This window comes from Paenibacillus pasadenensis, from assembly GCF_002864175.1.
Lineage (GTDB): Bacteria > Bacillota > Bacilli > Paenibacillales > Paenibacillaceae > Paenibacillus_O > Paenibacillus_O pasadenensis.
Genome location: NZ_NFEZ01000004.1, coordinates 1203657 through 1220660 on the forward strand (window position 1 = coordinate 1203657; position 17004 = coordinate 1220660).

The 17004-nt window shown below is 63.8% G+C and carries 11 protein-coding genes and 1 pseudogene; 10 read left to right on the forward strand and 2 right to left on the reverse strand.

Annotation, left to right across the window (positions count from 1 at the left end; genetic code table 11):
* Positions 1-50 precede the first annotated feature (50 nt).
* The 10 genes and pseudogenes from adhE to B8V81_RS14890 all read left to right on the forward strand — a co-directional run bounded on the left by adhE (position 51) and on the right by B8V81_RS14890 (position 14678).
* On the forward strand, positions 51-2657 hold the full coding sequence (gene adhE / locus B8V81_RS14840; protein ID WP_101808632.1) for a bifunctional acetaldehyde-CoA/alcohol dehydrogenase: 2607 nt from the start codon (positions 51-53) through the stop codon (positions 2655-2657).
* A gap of 70 nt (positions 2658-2727) precedes the next feature.
* Positions 2728-4995 (forward strand): formate C-acetyltransferase, encoded by a 2268-nt coding sequence (gene pflB, locus B8V81_RS14845; protein ID WP_101808633.1) that lies wholly within the window; start codon positions 2728-2730, stop codon positions 4993-4995.
* A gap of 726 nt (positions 4996-5721) precedes the next feature.
* Positions 5722-6444 (forward strand): annotated as a pseudogene (gene pflA, locus B8V81_RS14855) (pyruvate formate-lyase-activating protein); the annotation flags it as partial.
* Between the two features lie 655 nt (positions 6445-7099).
* Positions 7100-8014 carry a M15 family metallopeptidase gene (locus tag B8V81_RS14860; protein WP_219623322.1) on the forward strand — a complete coding sequence of 305 codons (915 nt, stop codon included), beginning with the start codon at positions 7100-7102 and terminating at the stop codon, positions 8012-8014.
* Positions 8015-8135: 121 nt separating this feature from the next.
* Positions 8136-9251, forward strand: a complete 1116-nt coding sequence (locus tag B8V81_RS14865; RefSeq protein WP_228551296.1) for an extracellular solute-binding protein — start codon at positions 8136-8138, stop codon at positions 9249-9251.
* 4 nt (positions 9252-9255) lie between these two features.
* Positions 9256-10947, forward strand: coding sequence for an ABC transporter permease (locus B8V81_RS14870; RefSeq protein WP_101808635.1), 1692 nt, complete (start codon positions 9256-9258; stop codon positions 10945-10947).
* Positions 10944-12071, forward strand: a complete 1128-nt coding sequence (locus B8V81_RS14875) for an ABC transporter ATP-binding protein (protein WP_101808636.1) — start codon at positions 10944-10946, stop codon at positions 12069-12071. Before B8V81_RS14870 ends, B8V81_RS14875 begins: the two co-directional genes overlap by 4 nt.
* 5 nt (positions 12072-12076) lie before the next feature.
* A complete protein-coding gene (locus B8V81_RS14880; protein WP_101808637.1) occupies positions 12077-12811 on the forward strand; it encodes a metallophosphoesterase in 735 nt (244 codons plus the stop codon).
* Complete coding sequence (locus B8V81_RS14885) at positions 12798-13691, forward strand: LysR substrate-binding domain-containing protein (RefSeq protein WP_101808638.1); 894 nt, start codon at positions 12798-12800, stop codon at positions 13689-13691. The genes B8V81_RS14880 and B8V81_RS14885 overlap by 14 nt, the downstream gene beginning before the upstream one ends.
* A gap of 336 nt (positions 13692-14027) precedes the next feature.
* On the forward strand, positions 14028-14678 hold the full coding sequence (locus B8V81_RS14890; protein ID WP_101808639.1) for a pentapeptide repeat-containing protein: 651 nt from the start codon (positions 14028-14030) through the stop codon (positions 14676-14678).
* 144 nt (positions 14679-14822) lie between these two features.
* Here the strand turns inward: B8V81_RS14890 and B8V81_RS14895 are convergent, their stop codons facing one another.
* Together B8V81_RS14895 and B8V81_RS14900 are read right to left on the reverse strand one after the other, a co-directional pair.
* The gene (locus tag B8V81_RS14895; protein ID WP_101808640.1) at positions 14823-15548 is read right to left on the reverse strand and encodes a Crp/Fnr family transcriptional regulator; all 726 of its coding nucleotides are present in this window, start codon (positions 15546-15548) and stop codon (positions 14823-14825) included.
* A gap of 86 nt (positions 15549-15634) precedes the next feature.
* Complete coding sequence (locus B8V81_RS14900; protein ID WP_101808641.1) at positions 15635-16831, reverse strand: chromate transporter; 1197 nt, start codon at positions 16829-16831, stop codon at positions 15635-15637.
* Positions 16832-17004: the final 173 nt, after the last annotated feature.

Below are 17004 nucleotides of genomic sequence, written 5' to 3' on the forward strand. Positions count from 1 at the left end.
CGGCATCCATAGAAACGGTCCGCAAAGGACCGACAGGAGGCAGGAGAGTCATGGCGATGAAGGAAAAAGCCCAGCAGCAGGTCGTTTCCGCGCAGGATGAAGTGAACCGGCTGGCCGCAAGGGCCAAAAAAGCCCAGGCGGCCTACATGAAGCTGGACCAGGAGCAGGTCGACCGGATCGTGCAGGCGATGGCGCTGGCCGGCCTCGACCGGCACATGCCGCTCGCCAAGCTTGCGGTCGAGGAGACCGGGCGCGGCGTCTACGAGGACAAGATCACCAAGAATATTTTCGCCACGGAATACATCTACCACAGCATCAAGAACGAGAAAACGGTCGGCGTCATCGAGGAGAACGTCCACGAAAGCTACCGCAAGGTCGCCGAGCCCGTCGGCGTCATCGCCGGCATCACGCCGGTGACCAACCCGACGTCCACGACGATGTTCAAGGCTCTGATCGCGGCCAAGACCCGCAACCCGATCGTGTTCGCGTTCCACCCGTCGGCGCAGCGCTCCAGCTCGGAGGCGGCCCGCACGCTGCTGCAGGCGGCCGTTGCCGCCGGCGCTCCCGAGCACTGCATCCAGTGGATCGAGCATCCGTCCGTCGAAGCGACGCAGCTGCTCATGAACCACAAGGACATCGCGCTCGTGCTCGCCACCGGCGGCTCGGCGATGGTCAAGTCCGCGTACAGCACCGGCAAGCCGGCGCTCGGCGTCGGTCCCGGCAACGTGCCTTGCTTCATCGAGCGCACGGCGAACCTGGAGCAGGCGGTCACCGACCTGATCCTGTCCAAGACGTTCGACAACGGCATGATCTGCGCCTCCGAGCAGGCGGTCATCCTCGACGAGCCGATCTATGCCGAGGCGAAGCGGCTCATGAGCGAGAAGGGCTGCTATTTCCTGAACGAGGAGGAAAAGGCCGCCGTCTCCAAGCTCGTCATCCAGACGGACAAATGCGCGGTCAACGCCGTCATCGTCGGCCAGTCCGCGGCCAAGATTGCCGAGATGGCCGGCATCTCCGTTCCGGCCGCCACGAAGGTGCTCGTCGCCGAGCTTGAAGGCGTCGGCGAGAAATACCCGCTGTCGGCCGAGAAGCTGAGCCCCGTGCTCGCCTGCTACAAGGTCAAGACGGCGCAGGACGGCATCGAGCGGGCCGCGCAGGTCGTCGCTTTCGGCGGCATGGGCCACTCCTCGGTCGTGCACTCGCACGACGACGCGGTCATCGCGGCGTTCGCGGGGCGGCTGCAGACCGGCCGCATCATCGTCAACTCCCCTTCGACGCACGGCGCGATCGGCGACATCTACAACACGAACCTGCCGTCGCTGACGCTCGGCTGCGGCTCCTACGGCAGCAACTCGACGACGAACAACGTATCGGCGGTGAACCTCATCAACATCAAGCGCGTGGCGACCCGGACGAACAACATGCAGTGGTTCAAGATCCCGCCGAAAATCTACTTCGAGCGCGGCGCGACCCAGTACCTGGAGAAAATGCCCGACATCACCCGCGTGGCGATCATCACCGACGAGGCGATGGTGAAGCTCGGCTACGTCGAGAAGGTCGAGTACTACCTGCGCAAGCGCCGGCTGCCGGTCGCCATCGAGATCTTCTCCGACGTCGAGCCCGATCCGTCGGTCGAGACGGTCGAGCGCGGCACGCGCATGCTGGCGGCGTTCAAGCCGGACTGCATCATCGCGCTCGGCGGCGGCTCCCCGATGGACGCGGCCAAGGCGATGTGGCTGTTCTACGAGTACCCGGACACGAGCTTCGACTCGCTGAAAATGAAGTTCCTGGACATCCGCAAGCGCATCTACAAGTACCCGCGCCTCGGCAGCAAGGCCCAGTTCGTCGCCATCCCGACGACGTCGGGCACCGGCTCGGAGGTGACCTCGTTCGCCGTCATCACCGACAAGAACAAGGGTAACACGAAGTACCCGCTCGCCGACTACGAGCTGACGCCGGACGTCGCCATCGTCGACCCGGACTACGTGTACACGCTGCCGAAGACAGCGGTCGCCGACACTGGCATGGACGTGCTGACGCATGCGATCGAAGCGTACGTCTCGGTCATGGCGAACGACTACACGGACGGTCTCGCGCTCAAGGCGATCCAGCTCGTGTTCGAGAACCTGGAGGCGTCGTACCATCAGGCAGACCCGCGTGCCCGCGAGAAAATGCACAACGCCTCGACGATCGCCGGCATGGCGTTCGCGAACGCCTTCCTCGGCATCAACCACAGCCTGGCGCACAAGTGGGGCGGCCAGTACCATACGGCCCACGGCCGCACGAACGCGATCCTGATGCCGCATGTCATCAAGTACAACGCGTCGGCGCCGTCGAAGTTCGCTTCGTTCCCGAAATACGACCACTTCGTCGCCGACAAGCGCTACGCCGACATCGCCCGCCTGCTCGGCCTGCCGGCCCGCACGACGGAGGAGGCCGTCGCCAGCCTGATCGAGGCGATCCGCGGCCTGAACCGCTCGCTCGGCATTCCGGAGTCGTTCCAGGCGCTCGGCTTTGACGAGAGCGACTTCGAGGCCCGCGTCGACGAGCTCGCCGACCGCGCCTTCGAGGATCAGTGCACGACCGCCAACCCGCGCATGCCGCTCGTCGCCGAGCTGGCCGACGTCTATCGGGGCGCTTTCTACGGACGGTTCTAGGAGGGAGGCCGCGCTGCGGCGATCAAGCGATCGTCGCGGCGCGGCGACCAAGCGAAGGAGGAGTACAGCTATGGCCATCAATGAAAAGGACATCCGAGCCATCGGAGGCCTGGACGCCTGGAGAGGCTTCCGTCCCGGCAAATGGCAGCGCGCCATCGACGTCAATGCCTTCATCGGCGCCAATCTGACCCCGTACGAGGGCGACGAGGCGTTCCTCGCCGAGCCGACGGAAGCGACGCGCGCGCTGTGGGAGGAGGTGCTGCGGCTCATGAAGCAGGAGCGCGAGCGCGGCGGCGTGCTCGACATCTCCACGGACGTCGTCTCGACGATCGTCTCGCACGGCCCCGGCTACATCGACCGGCCGCTGGAGCAGGTCGTCGGCCTGCAGACGGACGCGCCGCTGAAGCGCTCCGTGCAGCCGTTCGGCGGCATCCGCATGGTGATCGACGCCTGCGAGGCCTACGGCTACAAGGCGGACGAGGCGATGGTGAAGACGTTCACCGACATCCGCAAGACGCATAACCAGGGCGTGTTCGACGCCTACACGGCCGACATGCGCCTGGCGCGCAAGGCCGGCATCATCACCGGCCTGCCGGACGCCTACGGCCGCGGCCGCATCATCGGCGACTACCGCCGCGTGGCGCTGTACGGCATCGACCGGCTTGTCGCCGACAAGAAGGCCGAGCTGAAGCAGCGCGAGGGCACGCCGATGAGCGAGAGCCTCATCCGCCAGCGCGAGGAGCTGTCCGAGCAGATCCGGGCGCTCGGCGAGCTGAAGCAGATGGCGGCCTCGTACGGCTTCGACCTGTCGGAGCCGGCCGCGACGGCCAAGGAAGCGGTGCAGTGGCTGTATTTCGCCTACCTCGCGGCCATCAAGGAGCAGAACGGCGCGGCGATGAGCATCGGGCGCATCTCCAGCTTCCTCGACATCTATGTGGAAAGGGATCTGAGGGAAGGGCGCCTCGACGAGGCGCAGGCGCAGGAGCTGGTCGACCACCTCGTCATGAAGCTGCGGCTCGTCAAGTTCCTGCGCACGCCGGACTACAACGAGCTGTTCAGCGGCGACCCGACATGGGTAACGGAATCGATCGGCGGCATGGGGCTGGACGGACGCTCGCGGGTGACGAAGAGCAGCTTCCGCTTCCTGCACACGCTGTACAATCTCGGTCCCGCGCCGGAGCCGAACCTGACGGTGCTCTGGTCGGCGCGCCTGCCGCAGGGCTTCAAGGAGTATTGCGCCAAGGTGTCGATCGACACGAGCTCGATCCAATACGAGAACGATGATCTGATGCGTCCGCTGTACGGCGACGACTACGGCATCGCGTGCTGCGTGTCGGCGATGCGGATCGGCAAGCAGATGCAGTTTTTCGGCGCGCGGGCGAACCTGGCCAAGGCGCTGCTGTATGCGATCAACGGCGGCGTCGACGAGAAGCTCGGCGAGCAGGTCGGACCGGCGTTCGCGCCGATCACGGCGGACGTGCTTGATTACAAGGAAGTGCTGAAGCGCTACGACAGCATGCTCGACTGGCTGGCGGGGCTGTACATCGACACGCTCAACGTCATCCACTACATGCACGACAAGTACAGCTACGAGCGCATCGAGATGGCGCTGCACGACACTGACCTCGTGCGCACGATGGCTTGCGGCATCGCCGGCCTGTCGGTCGTCGCCGACTCGCTGAGCGCGATCAAGCACGCCAAGGTGCGTCCGATCCGCGACGAGCGCGGGCTGGCGGTCGACTTCGAGATCGAGGGCGACTACCCGCAGTACGGCAACAACGACGACCGCGTCGACCGCATCGCCGTGGAGCTGACGGAGCGCTTCATGAACAAGCTGAAGCGGCATGAGACGTACCGCGGCGCGGTGCATACGCAGTCGGTGCTGACGATCACCTCGAACGTCGTCTACGGCAAAAAGACCGGCAGCACGCCGGACGGCCGCAAGGCCGGCGAGCCTTTCGCCCCCGGCGCGAACCCGATGCACGGCCGCGACCGCAAGGGCGCGCTCGCCTCGCTGAACTCGGTCGCCAAGCTGCCGTACGACAGCAGCCTCGACGGCATCTCGAACACGTTCTCGATCGTGCCGAAGGCGCTCGGCAAGGAGGCCGACGTCCGCGTGAGGAACCTCGTCTCGCTGCTCGACGGCTACAGCGCCAAGGGCGGGCACCATCTGAACGTGAACGTGTTCAACCGCGAGCAGCTGATGGACGCGATGGAGCATCCGGAGCAGTACCCGCAGCTGACGATTCGCGTGTCGGGGTATGCGGTGAACTTCATCAAGCTGACGCGCGAGCAGCAGCTGGACGTGATCAACCGGACGTTCCACGGCTCGGTGTGACGGGACGGCGCTGGCGATAGGTGGGAGCGAATTGGAGCGGGCGCATGGCAGCCGGTGCGAGGAGCTCGGGGCGCGCATGGAGCTGAGCCGTCACGAGGAGCTCGGAGCCCGATAACCGCTCCGCGAAGGGAAGGGCCCTCCGATCGCTCTTGAACGCAGGAATCCCCGATCCTCTTTTCCAAAAAGGTGGATTCCCGCCTTCAAAGGCGAACGCGTCCGCTTCTCCAGGCTCCTTCCCTTCGCTCCGCTGGCGGGCCCTTGAAGAGGATGCCGCTTAGCCCCGGAGCTTAAAGGCCGCTGCGCGAAAGGAAAAAGACATTCAAACATTCAAGCCGATAGCCGCTGCGCGGAGGAGCACCTACGTGGCTGTCGCAGAGCGGCAAGCTGATGTTCTGAACGCCGACGGCTAGCAGTCCGAATGCTCTCCGATTCAATCGCACCCTCCCGCAAGAGTTGAATGAGCCGGTTGGCCGGAAGCAGGGAGCCGAGAGTGCCTTGGATGCGAGGAAAGAGCCGGTCAGCTGGAAGCAGGGAGCCGAGAGTGCCTTGGATGCGAGGAGAGAGCCGGTCAGCTGGAAGCAGGGAGTCGAGAGTGCCTTGGATGCGGGGAGAGAGCCGGTTGGCTGGACCCAGGGAGTCGAGAGTGCCTTGGATGTGAAGGTAGTACTTGGTAAGAGAAGAAAAGGGCGGACGAGAGCTGCGAAACGGTAGAGGGAGGGAACCATCATGCACACCGGGAGAATCCACTCTCTCGAAACGTTCGGAACGCTCGACGGTCCGGGAATCCGCTTCGTGCTGTTCATGCAGGGCTGTGCCTTGCAGTGCCGCTATTGCCATAACCCGGACAGCTGGGATACGGCCGCGGGACAGCCGCGCACGGTCGAGGAGGTGCTGGCCGAAATCGAACCGTACGTCGACTATTACAAAAGCTCCGGCGGCGGCATCACGGTCACCGGCGGCGAGCCGACGCTGCAGGCGCCGTTTGTCGCCGAGCTGTTCCGCGAGTGCAAGAGGCGCTGGGGGCTGCACACGGCACTCGACTCCTCTGGCTTCTGCGATCCGCATCACGCGGAGGCGCTGCTCGAGGCGACGGATCTGGTGCTGCTCGATCTGAAATACATGGATTCGGAAGGACACCGCAAGCTGACGACGCAGCCCAACGAGCGAATCCTGACGTTCGCCTGCCACTTGTCGCGCATGGGCATCCCGATGTGGATCCGTCGCGTGCTCGTGCCGGGACTGACGGACAACGCCGCCGATCTGATGAAGCTTGGACGCTTCATCTCCGGCCTGCGCACGGTCGAGAAGGTGGAGGTGCTGCCTTATCACCGGATGGGCGTGTTCAAATGGCAGCAACTCGGACGTCCCTACTCGCTGGAAGGCTACCGCGAACCGGACGCCAAAGAAGTCGATCGCGCCGTGAAATGGATCGAGCAAGGCCGCCGGGAAGGGGCCGCCGAGCAAGGGCGCAGAGAAGGAACGGCCGCCGAGCAAGGGCGCCGAAGCAGGGAGGCCGCCGATCAAGGACGCCAAGACGGGACGGCCGCGGCGAATGGCGGCATGGCCGAGACGGTGCGAGGCGCCGCCGGGCCGGAGGACGTGGGCAGCGCAGGCAGGCCTTGCAAGCAGAGCTTCGATGGCAGAACAGCCCCCGCACCAGGTCAGGAGCTGCGGTGCGCGGGCGGCAGCGGCGTCTAAATCGGCAAAACGGCAGATGAGAAGAACGAATGAATCCAAGGCGCTTGGGCGCCTTGGATTTTTGTATATCTGCGTTGGTTGCCGAGATCAGAATGGAAGCGAACAGGGGAGGCTGTGGCCCAATTATTGGGTGACATCCCTAGCCTCGCGCTCTCGGAGAGTCTACTGCACGGTTTTTTCGCGTAAAAGAACTCCTTGAGCGGATCCAGAGTCCGTCTCACTGTCCATGCGGCTAGACGAGGTGATGTCGCATCGGTGGAAAGGGAGCCCGTATGTGGTAAATGTACCACTGGTGGAGGCGCATCGGCGGAGAGGGACGGTACGGGGCGTTTTGTTTTGTATGATTTTTCGTCCGACTCCGATAGAATCGTAGGAGTAGAAGCGAGTGCGAAGGAGGAGAGAGTCGATGAGTCGAACGCGAAAAGCCGCCATGCTTGCAGCCGCCGCCGCGCTGCTGCTGAGCGCCTGCGACGCAGGCGGCCAAGGTGCCGCCAGCGGCAGCCTTGAAGCGGCCGGCGGCAGCGCGAATGCCGCATCGCCAAGCGTCGCCGCATCGCCAAGCGCCGCCGCATCGCCAAGCCCCGCCGCCGAGCCCAGCGCCGCCGCATCGCCGGCTCCGGCCGAGCCGGCCGCTTCGGCGGCTCCGGCGATGTCGCCGAAGCCCGCCTCGCCCAAGGAGGAGAAGAAGCCCGTGCCCGAACGCAAGCGCAAGCTGCCGTCCGGCTTCGTCTATGTGGACGAAGTCATTCCGACGGCGCAATACGAGATCCGCTATTTCACGGACTATAACTTCGTCGGAGCGCGGCTGGACGGCTACAATGCCCCCTACGCGATCCTCACGAAGCAGGCGGCCGAGGCGCTCAAGGAAGCCCATGACTTCCTGGCGCCCAAGGGCTACGGCCTGAAAATCTTCGACGCCTACCGTCCGGCCAAGGCGGTGCGGCAGTTCGTCGCCTGGTCCAAGGACGCCTCCGACCAGCGGATGAAGGAGGAGTTCTACCCCGAGGTGGACAAGGCGAAGGCGTTCAAGCTCGGCTATATCTCCTCGCGCTCCGGCCATTCGCGGGGAAGCACGGTCGATCTGACGCTGTTCGAGCGGAAGACGGGCAAGGAGGCCGACATGGGCTCGCCGTTCGATTTCTTCGGGGACATCTCGAGCCACGGCACCCCCGAGATCGGCAAGGCGCCGGCGGAGCGGCGCGCGCTGCTCAAGCGGGCGATGGAGCTGGCGGGCTTCAAGCCGTACAGCAAGGAATGGTGGCATTACACGTTGGAGAAGGAGCCGTTTCCTAAGAAATACTTCGATTTCGATATCGAATAAATCTATGATTCCATCCAATTTTATCGAATTTATTTAATAAAACCTTACCCTGACGTTGACGGATCCCTGACACAGGTCTTCTATGCTTGTAGCATCAAGACATTGATCAGGAGGTTTCGATATGCCAGCTATGGTCCGCCGCAAGACCGTTACCGCCCTTCTCGCCCTGTCGCTTTCCCTCGCCGTATCCGCGTGCGGAGCCCAGAACGCGTCCCAGAATGCAGCCGGTCCCGCTGCAGAAGGACAGGCTCCGGCCGGCACGGAAGCATCTACTGCTCCGGAGGCATCGACGGCGCCGTCCAAATCGGACGAGCCGCTCGTCGTCTACCTGAACGACTTCGACGAAATCATCCAGCCGATGTTCGAGCAGGCGACCGGCTACAAGCTGGAGCTCGTATCCGGCAACGGCGCCGAGCTGGCCTCCCGCATCGAAGCGGAGAAGGGCAATCCGCACTGGGATGTCGTCTGGATGGATTCCATGCCGTTGATCGACCAACTGGGCAAAACCGGCCGACTGCTGGAGGGCTGGACGCCGGCGGACATCGGCAACCTGACCGACTTCGCCAGCGGACTCGTGCCGGCGAACGGAACCTATTACCCGACCGGCGCCCATGCTGCCGCCGTCATCGCCTACAACACGAAAGCCTTCACGAAGGACACGGCTCCGAAGACATGGGCCGATCTGGCCGATGCGAAGTTCAAGAATGCGCTGGGCATGGCTGATCCTGCCGTCGCCGCCCCGGCCTATCCGTTCGTCTCCTATTTCTTCCAGAGCCAAGGGATGGATGCCGCTAAAGGGTATTTCGACAGCCTGTTCAAAAACGGCATGCATGTGTACCCGAAAAATCCGAACGTCGCCAAAGCGCTGACCGGCGGGGAAATCAAGGCAGCCGCCCTTCAGGAAAGCAACGCCTACGCGCTGAAAAACAAAGGCGAGCCGGTCGATATCATCTGGCCTGCCGAAGGAGCCCCTGCGTCGGTGCGCGTCGCCGCGATCCAGAAAGAGACGAAGCATCTGGAAGCCGCCAAGGCGTTTGTCGAGTTCCTGCTGGATCCCAAGACGCAGCAGGCGCTGATCGACAAGGGCGAGGAGAGCTACTTCGAGCCTTCCGCCAAAGGCGTGAACGCCAAGGCCGACCGCGCGGGAGATGCCAAGCTTGTGTTGGCTGAAGCGGCTTGGGCCGGCGAGCATGAAGGCGAGATCAAGCAATGGTTCGCGGACAAAGCGGTGAAGTGACGGAATGAAGCTCCTGCCGAGTCAAGGCAACAGGACGGGCTGGCTGATGCTGGCCGTCCTGTTCGTCCTCATTCTGCTGCCGCTGCTCGCCGTCGTCATCCAGGTGCTCTTTCCCGGCATTTTCTTCGGCACCCTGAAGATCGGCGATCTTTCCTTGCTGCTCGACATCTTCAGACGGCCGCTATGGTATGCCTCGCTCAAAAATTCGGTCCTGCTCGGCCTGGGCACGACGGTTCTGGCCACGCTCCTCGGCGGAGCGCTGGCTTTTGCCCGTTCCCGCTGGGCCTTTCCGACGGCCAGGCTGCTGGACATCTCGGTCTGGCTGCTGCTGATCACCCCTTCCTTCATTCTGGCGCAGGGATGGGTCATGTTCGCGGCTCCGGACGGCCTCGCCGCCCAGCGGCTGGGCTGGGACGGAGCGTCCGCGCTGGTGTTCCAGCCAGCGGGGCTGATCGCCGTCATGACGCTGAGCAAGTTCCCGCTGGCCTATCTGACGGTGAAGGCGGCGCTGCAGTGGAGGGTCGAGAGGCTGAGCGACGCGGCGCGGCTGTCGGGCGCCTCTCCATGGACGGTGCTGCGCACCGTGGAGCTGCCGCTGCTGCTGCCCGCCATCGCTTCGGGAGCGATGCTGGTGTTCATGGACACGGTCGGCGACTTCGGCCTGCCCGCCTCCATCGCAGCCGTGTTCCGCTTTCCGACGCTGCCTTATTCCATCTACTCCGCGCTGTACACATCCCCGATCCGCTTCGACATGGCAGGGGCGCTGTCGTTCTATCTCGTGCTGCTGATCGCGCTCGCGATGAGTGTCCAGCTGTATGCCATGCGCAAGTCGCGCTTCGACTTTCTCTCCTCGCGCGCGGTGGAGTCGAAGCCTCGCCGTCCGGCAAGGGGCGGCTCGCTGCTGGCGCTGGCCAACTCGGCCTTTCTGGCGATCGCCATCGGCATCCCGCTCGGCTCCAATCTGCTGATGTCGCTGCAGGGCGACTCCGCCGGCGGCGGGTTCACGCTGGACCATTACCGCGCTCTGTTCCAGGGGGACAGCCGCCTGGCGCAGGGTCTGGCGCATAGCCTGGAAATTGCGCTGACCGCGGCGGCAATCGGACTTGTCGTCGGCTTCCTGACGGCATATGTCCTGACCTATACCTCCTTCAGGCTGAAGAAGACGATCGACGTCATGTCCCTCGTCTCGCTGGCGGTGCCGGGCATCGTGCTCGGCATCGGCTATATCTTCATCTGGAACCAGGCCTGGCTGCAGCACATCGGGCTGCTTCTGTACGGCACGCCGTGGATTCTCGCGCTCGGCGGCGTGGCCGGCGCCATCCCGGTCATCACCCGCATCATGGCGGGAGCGATGGCCCAGGTGCCGGAACGACTGCTGGCCGCGGCGCAGCTGCAGGGGGCCGGCTTCTTCTCCCGGCTGCGGACGGTGCTGGCGCCGCTCGTGAAGGGCGCTCTCCTCTCGGCCGGACTGACGGCGTTCGGCTCCAGCGTATTCGACCTGGCGCTGTCCTCCGTGCTGTATCCGCCCAACTATATGACACTGCCGGTCGTCATCAACAAAGCCTTCGAGGACCTCCGGTTCGGCTACGCATCGGCGGCGACGCTGACGGGAGCCGGACTGGTCGTCCTGATCATTCTGAGCGTGGACCTGCTGGCCCGGGGGACGCGCCGACGTTCAAGGAGAACGACTTCATGACAGCGATGCTGGAGATCAAGCAAGTAGGCAAATCGTACGGCAAGCAGGAGGTGCTGGGGAGCGTCGATCTGAGCGTGCAGGCTGGAGAGATCATCAGCGTGCTCGGTCCGTCCGGCTGCGGCAAGTCGACGCTGCTGCAGCTGATCGCCGGCCTGCAGCAGCCGGACCGCGGCGAGATCCTGCTGCGCGGCAAGCTGGCCGCCTCCCGGTCGGCCATGCTGGCGCCGGAGAAGCGCGGCATCAACATGGTATTCCAGGATTATGCCTTGTGGCCCCATATGACGGTGTTCGAAAATATCGCCTACGGCATGCGCCGGAGCAGGCAGGACCAGGCCGGCATCAAGGCCTCCGTGGCGGAGCTGGCTGCGCTGCTCAGGCTGGAAGGACTGGAGCAGCGCCTGCCGCCGCAGCTGTCCGGCGGCCAGCAGCAGCGCGTCGCCATCGCGCGGGCGCTCGCGACCAAGCCGGATCTGATGCTGCTCGACGAGCCGCTCTCGAACCTCGACATGCAGCTGCGCGTCGAGATGCGCACGGAGATGGCCTATCTGTTCAAAAAGCTGGGCACGACGGTCTTCCATGTGACCCACGATCCGGAAGAAGCCTTCTCCATGGCCGACCGTCTGGTCATCATGCGCGAAGGCGCGATCGACCAGATCGGCACGCCTCAGGAATGCTGGCGCCGGCCGGCATCCGCATCGGCGGCCAAGCTGCTGGGAGCGGGCAATCGGCTGGAGGTCATGGGCAGGATCGGCGGGGGCGTATCGGTCGGAGAGGCAAAGCTGGCCGGGGTGTGGCCCGGCCAGCTGGCTGCGTCCAACGCAGAAGGACCCGCTCAGCTGCTCTTCCGTCCGGATGCGGCGGATTTTCAGCCGCATGTCGTCTGCACCTCGGGCGAGGCCGCTGAATCAGCGGCTTCGCTGGAGCCGGCCTGGGAGCGGAACCGTCTGCCCGTGCATGTCGTGCACAGCGTCTTTGAGGGCAAGGGCTGGAGAGTGCTGGCCCGCACGTCCGACGGACAGCCGCTGACGTTCCTGCATCATCGGCCGCTCGCAGCCGGCGACGAGGGCCTGCTGACGATATCCCCGACCGATCTGTACCTTTATCCCATACTGGAGGCCAACTGATCCTCATGTCCCGAATACTCGCGTTGTCCGACATCCATGGCTTCACCGCCGAGGCTCGCCGGCTGCTGCAAGCGGCCGCCTACGAGCCGGGCCGGGACAAGCTCTTTCTGCTGGGCGATTATATCGATTACGAGCCGTGTACATGGAGTTCTCTGGACGAAATCATGGAGCTGACGGCCGGCGGCGCCGTCGCGCTCGCCGGCAACATGGAGCGGCATCTGCAGCGGCATCTGGAGCAGGAGCTGGAGAGCCGCGGGAGCCTGGATCACGGCAGCTCCGTTCAGCTGCAGTTTCTGAAGCGCCTGCCGCTGCATGCCGCGGCTGGCGGATGGCTGTTCGTGCATGCCGGCATCCGTCCCGGAGTGCCTCTGGAGCGGCAGGCGGAGCGCGATCTCATCGGCATCCGGGAAGAATTCTGGGGGGCCGCGGAGGCCGCAGAGGCGCCGCCGATGCATGGCGGCGGGACGTTGGAGACAAGCGGCGAATGGCTGCCGCAAGTACAAATCGTGTTCGGGCATACGCCGACGCACAAGATCGGAGCGCCGCCGGGAGAGCTGTGGCGCGGTCCCGGCAAGCTCGGCATCGATACCGGGGCCAAGCATGGCCTGCGGCTGACGCTCGTCGATCTGACCGGACGCAAGGACTATTCCTGTCCGACTTCTCCCGCTGGTCCGGGTCAGGAGCAAGCCGCTGTCGCCATCAACGATTGGGAGGCGGGTGAGGGAGATGAACCTGCTTAAATTCCAGATCGTCGAGCTGCTCGACAAGCACCGCAAAATAACCGCCGTGGCAGAGGCGCTGGGCCTCAAGCAGCCTACGGTCACCTACCATATGAAGTCGCTGGAGCAGGAGTACGGCGTGAAGCTGTTCGAGCCTCGGATGGACAAGGTGATTCTGACCGAAGCTGGACGCGCCTTGCTGCATTATGCCGGCAAAATCAACTGCCTGGCCTCCGAGGCGAAGCGGACCGTCGAGGAATACGGAACTCCCGGCAGAGGGACCCTCCGCGTCGGAGCCAGCTATGTCCCGGCTACTTATATGCTGCCGCGCCTGCTCAAGGAGTTCGCAGCGCGCCATCCCAAGGTGACGGTCACGCTGGCGGTCAAGCCCTCCGCCGTGATCAAGGAGATGCTGCTGAATCACGAGATCGATCTCGGCGTCCTGTCGGCGGAGCCGTTCCGCCTGCCGATGCTGGACGTGCGCGAGCTCTGCGACGACGAGCTGGTGCTGGCGCATGCTCCGAGCCATGATCTGGCCGCGAGCTCTGAGCTGACCCCGGGCCTCCTATGCACGGCTGATTTTGTGCTCCATGGACCGCATTCCAGCACGCGCGAGCTGACGGACCGCTGGCTGGAGCAGCATGGAGTCCGGCTGGAGCAGCATCTGGAGCTGGATTCGCTGGAAGCGATCAAGCAGATGGTCATTCAGGGCGGGCATGTTACATTCGCATCGGGACTCGCGATCCAGGCAGAGGTGGCCAGAGGCCAGCTGCTGGCAAGAGCGATCCCGGAATTCCGCCATCGGCGCAAGATCAGCTGCGCCACCAACCGCGACCGCCATCACTCCGGCCCGCTGGATAGCATGATGGAGCTGCTGCAGGGCTGGGAACAGATTCAATAAACCTTGGGCGGCATTCAACCTTTAACGGCGGATTTAACGCACTCGCCGAGGCCGCGGCGGAGCGGGATAAGCGGATCGCCTTCCTGCAGGGCAAGGGCTGGCTGACGCCGCAGGATTCCCTCAAGACGCAGCTGATCCTGGAGCGTTGCTAGGCGGCGGAACGGAATTCAAGGCCTTCCTGCGGGAAGGCCTTTTTGCGATGCTCATGCGGCCTGCAGCGCCCCGCGTGCAAGCGCCCCGAGCGCCGGCGACATTGCGGCTGGCGGCTTGCGCGGCTGCGGCGCGATGCGCTATGCTGGAACGGATGTTCTTATTTCTAATGAAGAAGGTGAGCCGATGAGCGAGACGCGAAAGAGGCTGAAGCTGGAGGCGCCGCGGCTGCCGGCGGAGCCGGAAAGGCTGTCGCTGCCGGCGCGGCTGGGCACGCGGGATGCGTTCGAGCACGGGCTCGTCGAAGGCGAGCGGCTGGAAGAGCTGGACGCCGACAAGGTCGTGTTCGACGGCGTCGTGTTCCGAGGCGTCACATTCGACTCGGCCAAGCTGCGGAGCCTGGAGCTCACGGACGTGCTGTTCGACCGCTGCGATCTGTCCAACGCCGATCTGAGCCGAGCGGTCGTCCACCGCGCGCAGTTCCGCTCCTGCAAGCTCGTCGGAGCCGATCTGAGCGAAGCGATGCTGCGCAACGTGCTCGTCGAGGACTGCCAGCTCGACTATGCCAACCTGCGCGCTGCCGACCTCAAGGGGGTCGTGTTCGCCGACAGCTCGCTGAACCGCGCGGACTTCTGCATGGCGAAGCTCGCCAAGACGGAATTCCACCGCTGCAAGCTGGACGGCGCGCTGCTCGGCACGCCGCTGAGGGGCATCGACCTGAGCGACAGCGAGTTCACGGGACTGTCCTGCAATCCGGACGATCTGCGGGGCTGCATCATCTCGCGCGAGCAGGCGTTCATCTTCGCCGCGCTGTTCGGCATGGTGCTGAAGGACTAGCCAGCGCCTGGCGTCCCCCCGCCCCGCAGCAAAAAGCCGTCCTCTCGGACGGCTTCTTTGCGATCGACGCCGCGGCTCTGCGCCTTTGCGGCCGCCGGCCGTGCCGCTGGCTGCGGTCCGGTCCCGGTCCGGCCAGCGCATGAGCTACATGCGGCAGATTTCCTTCGGACAGCCCTCGCAGCGGCAGTGCTGCATGAGCTGCTCCAGGTCGTGGACGACGATATGGCCCTGGCGCATCGACAGCGCGCCCGCGCGGCGGTAATCGGCGAGCAGCCGGTTGACGCTCTCGCGCGCGGCTCCGATCGTCTCGGCCAGCTCGGAGTTGGTGATGCGCTGCGTGATCAGGATGCCGTCGTCGACGGGCATGCCGTACGTATTGGCCATGCGGATGAGCGTGGAGCAGAGCGCGCCGGGCTTGCCGTAGAGCATCAGGTCGCGCAGCTTCGTCTGCGTGTGCCGGTTCATCTGGCTCATCCAGCCGATGCACTCCAGCGCCAGGCCGCCGAACCGCCACAGCGCGAACTCCAGCTCGCCGCGCGGGATGAAGCTGATGACGCAGTCGGTCTGCGCGACGGCGCTGAAGCTTTGCGACGGCTCTCCGTCGAAGCCGAGCTGGCCGAAGAAATCGCCCTGCTTGTAGCGGTACATCGTGAATTCCTTGCCCTCGGCGCTCGTCTTCATGCCTTTGACATGGCCGTGCTCGAGGTAGTACCAGTATTCCGCCGGCTCGCCCTCCCAGAACACGTGGCCGCCCGCAGGAATCCGATGCTTGCGCATGAGCGCCGACAGCTTCGCGAGGCTGTCCGCAGAAAAGGCGGCCGAGTTGCCCGGAGCCGTCTCCGGCTTAGTGACGCCGCTTGCTGCATCCATGATCGTGCCCTCCTTCCGTTGATGCCCTAACTGTAGCAAATACCGCACGGAAGGGATGTGACCGTCCTCACAGAGGACCCGGGAGCTCAGCTTATCATCATTCCTCCTGCGGCACTTGCCGCGACAACGATCCAAGGCGGCCATTTCCAGAGCGCAATCAGAACGAACAAGATCATGGCCAACGCAAAATCAGCGGGGGACAAAATGGCTGTCGTCCATAGAGGATCATATAGCGCAGCGAGCAGAATGCCGACAACCGCCGCATTGATCCCCATCAATGCGCCTTGCACCTTCGGAATGCTGCGCAAGGAGCTCCAAAAGGGCAAGGCGCCGATGATCATGAAGAAGGCAGGCAGGAATATAGCAAGGGTAGCCACCACAGCGCCAGAAAAGCCGAATGCCATGGCTCCCAAATAGCCGGCAAAGGTGAACAAGGGTCCAGGGACCGCCTGAGCGGCGCCGTAACCGGCCAGGAAGTCCTCGCTCGTAACCCATCCGGCGGGCACAGCCTCACGTTCAAGCAAGGGGAGTACGACATGTCCCCCTCCGAATACAAGGGAGCCTGCACGGTAGAAGCTGTCGAACAGAGGGAGAAAACCCGTGTTTGAAAAGGGTCGAAGCAGAGGCAGCGCAATCCATAAGCTTGCAAAGAGGCCGAGACATAGCGCAGCGGTTCCACGGCTTACTGGCACGGATAGGCTGGAAAAATCAGATGAGGCCGTTTTAGAGTACATCAAAAGCCCGATCAGCCCTGCCGCAACGATGAGCAGCACTTGGCTGAACGCGGTCTGCCACGAGAGGGTGACGGTCGCCGAAATAACCGCGATTGCCACCCGATTCCGGTCAGGCGTCAGTTTCTGTCCCATGCCGATAATCGCATGAGCGACGATGGCTACGGCGACGATTTTAAGCCCGTGTATCCATCCTGCAGCATCCATAGGATAGCCTTGCAGCAAGAACGCGAACAGAGTCAGGGCAAGAAAGGAGGGGAGGGTAAAGCCGATCCAGGCGACCACCCCTCCCAACAGCCCTGCACGGATCAGGCCGATTCCAATGCCGACTTGGCTGCTGGCTGGTCCGGGAAGGAACTGGCACAATGCGACCAGCTCCGCGTAAACGCGCTCGTCGATCCATTTCCGGCGAGTTACGTATTCGTCGTGAAAATAGCCAAGGTGGGCGATCGGACCTCCGAATGAAGTCAGTCCCAGCTTGGTTGATGCCGCGAATAGCTCCAGAAGGGCCCGGGGTTTGCTTTTGGGATTGACATCATTTTCTTCCTTCATGTGAATCCGGCTCTCTCCTTTCGTAGACTTTTCTAAAGTAAGCCTATTTTCTCATCCCTTTATTAGCGGTATTAGCTGTCCTTGTTTTATTTTGAATAATTGACGCTGCCAAGAAAAGCGTGGTAAAAGGAAGGAAAGCGATCTCATCCTACCTAACAAAGCGAGGTATTCGT

What these genes read in the sequence shown, in the direction of transcription:
- adhE (WP_101808632.1), top strand. Translation starts at nt 51, where the DNA reads ATGGCGATGAAGGAAAAAGCCCAGCAGCAGGTCGTTTCCGCGCAGGAT.
- pflB (WP_101808633.1), top strand. Translation starts at nt 2,728, where the DNA reads ATGGCCATCAATGAAAAGGACATCCGAGCCATCGGAGGCCTGGACGCC.
- B8V81_RS14860 (WP_219623322.1), top strand. Translation starts at nt 7,100, where the DNA reads ATGAGTCGAACGCGAAAAGCCGCCATGCTTGCAGCCGCCGCCGCGCTG.
- B8V81_RS14865 (WP_228551296.1), top strand. Translation starts at nt 8,136, where the DNA reads ATGCCAGCTATGGTCCGCCGCAAGACCGTTACCGCCCTTCTCGCCCTG.
- B8V81_RS14870 (WP_101808635.1), top strand. Translation starts at nt 9,256, where the DNA reads ATGAAGCTCCTGCCGAGTCAAGGCAACAGGACGGGCTGGCTGATGCTG.
- B8V81_RS14875 (WP_101808636.1), top strand. Translation starts at nt 10,944, where the DNA reads ATGACAGCGATGCTGGAGATCAAGCAAGTAGGCAAATCGTACGGCAAG.
- B8V81_RS14880 (WP_101808637.1), top strand. Translation starts at nt 12,077, where the DNA reads ATGTCCCGAATACTCGCGTTGTCCGACATCCATGGCTTCACCGCCGAG.
- B8V81_RS14885 (WP_101808638.1), top strand. Translation starts at nt 12,798, where the DNA reads ATGAACCTGCTTAAATTCCAGATCGTCGAGCTGCTCGACAAGCACCGC.
- B8V81_RS14890 (WP_101808639.1), top strand. Translation starts at nt 14,028, where the DNA reads ATGAGCGAGACGCGAAAGAGGCTGAAGCTGGAGGCGCCGCGGCTGCCG.
- B8V81_RS14895 (WP_101808640.1), bottom strand. Translation starts at nt 15,548, where the DNA reads ATGGATGCAGCAAGCGGCGTCACTAAGCCGGAGACGGCTCCGGGCAAC.
- B8V81_RS14900 (WP_101808641.1), bottom strand. Translation starts at nt 16,831, where the DNA reads ATGAAGGAAGAAAATGATGTCAATCCCAAAAGCAAACCCCGGGCCCTT.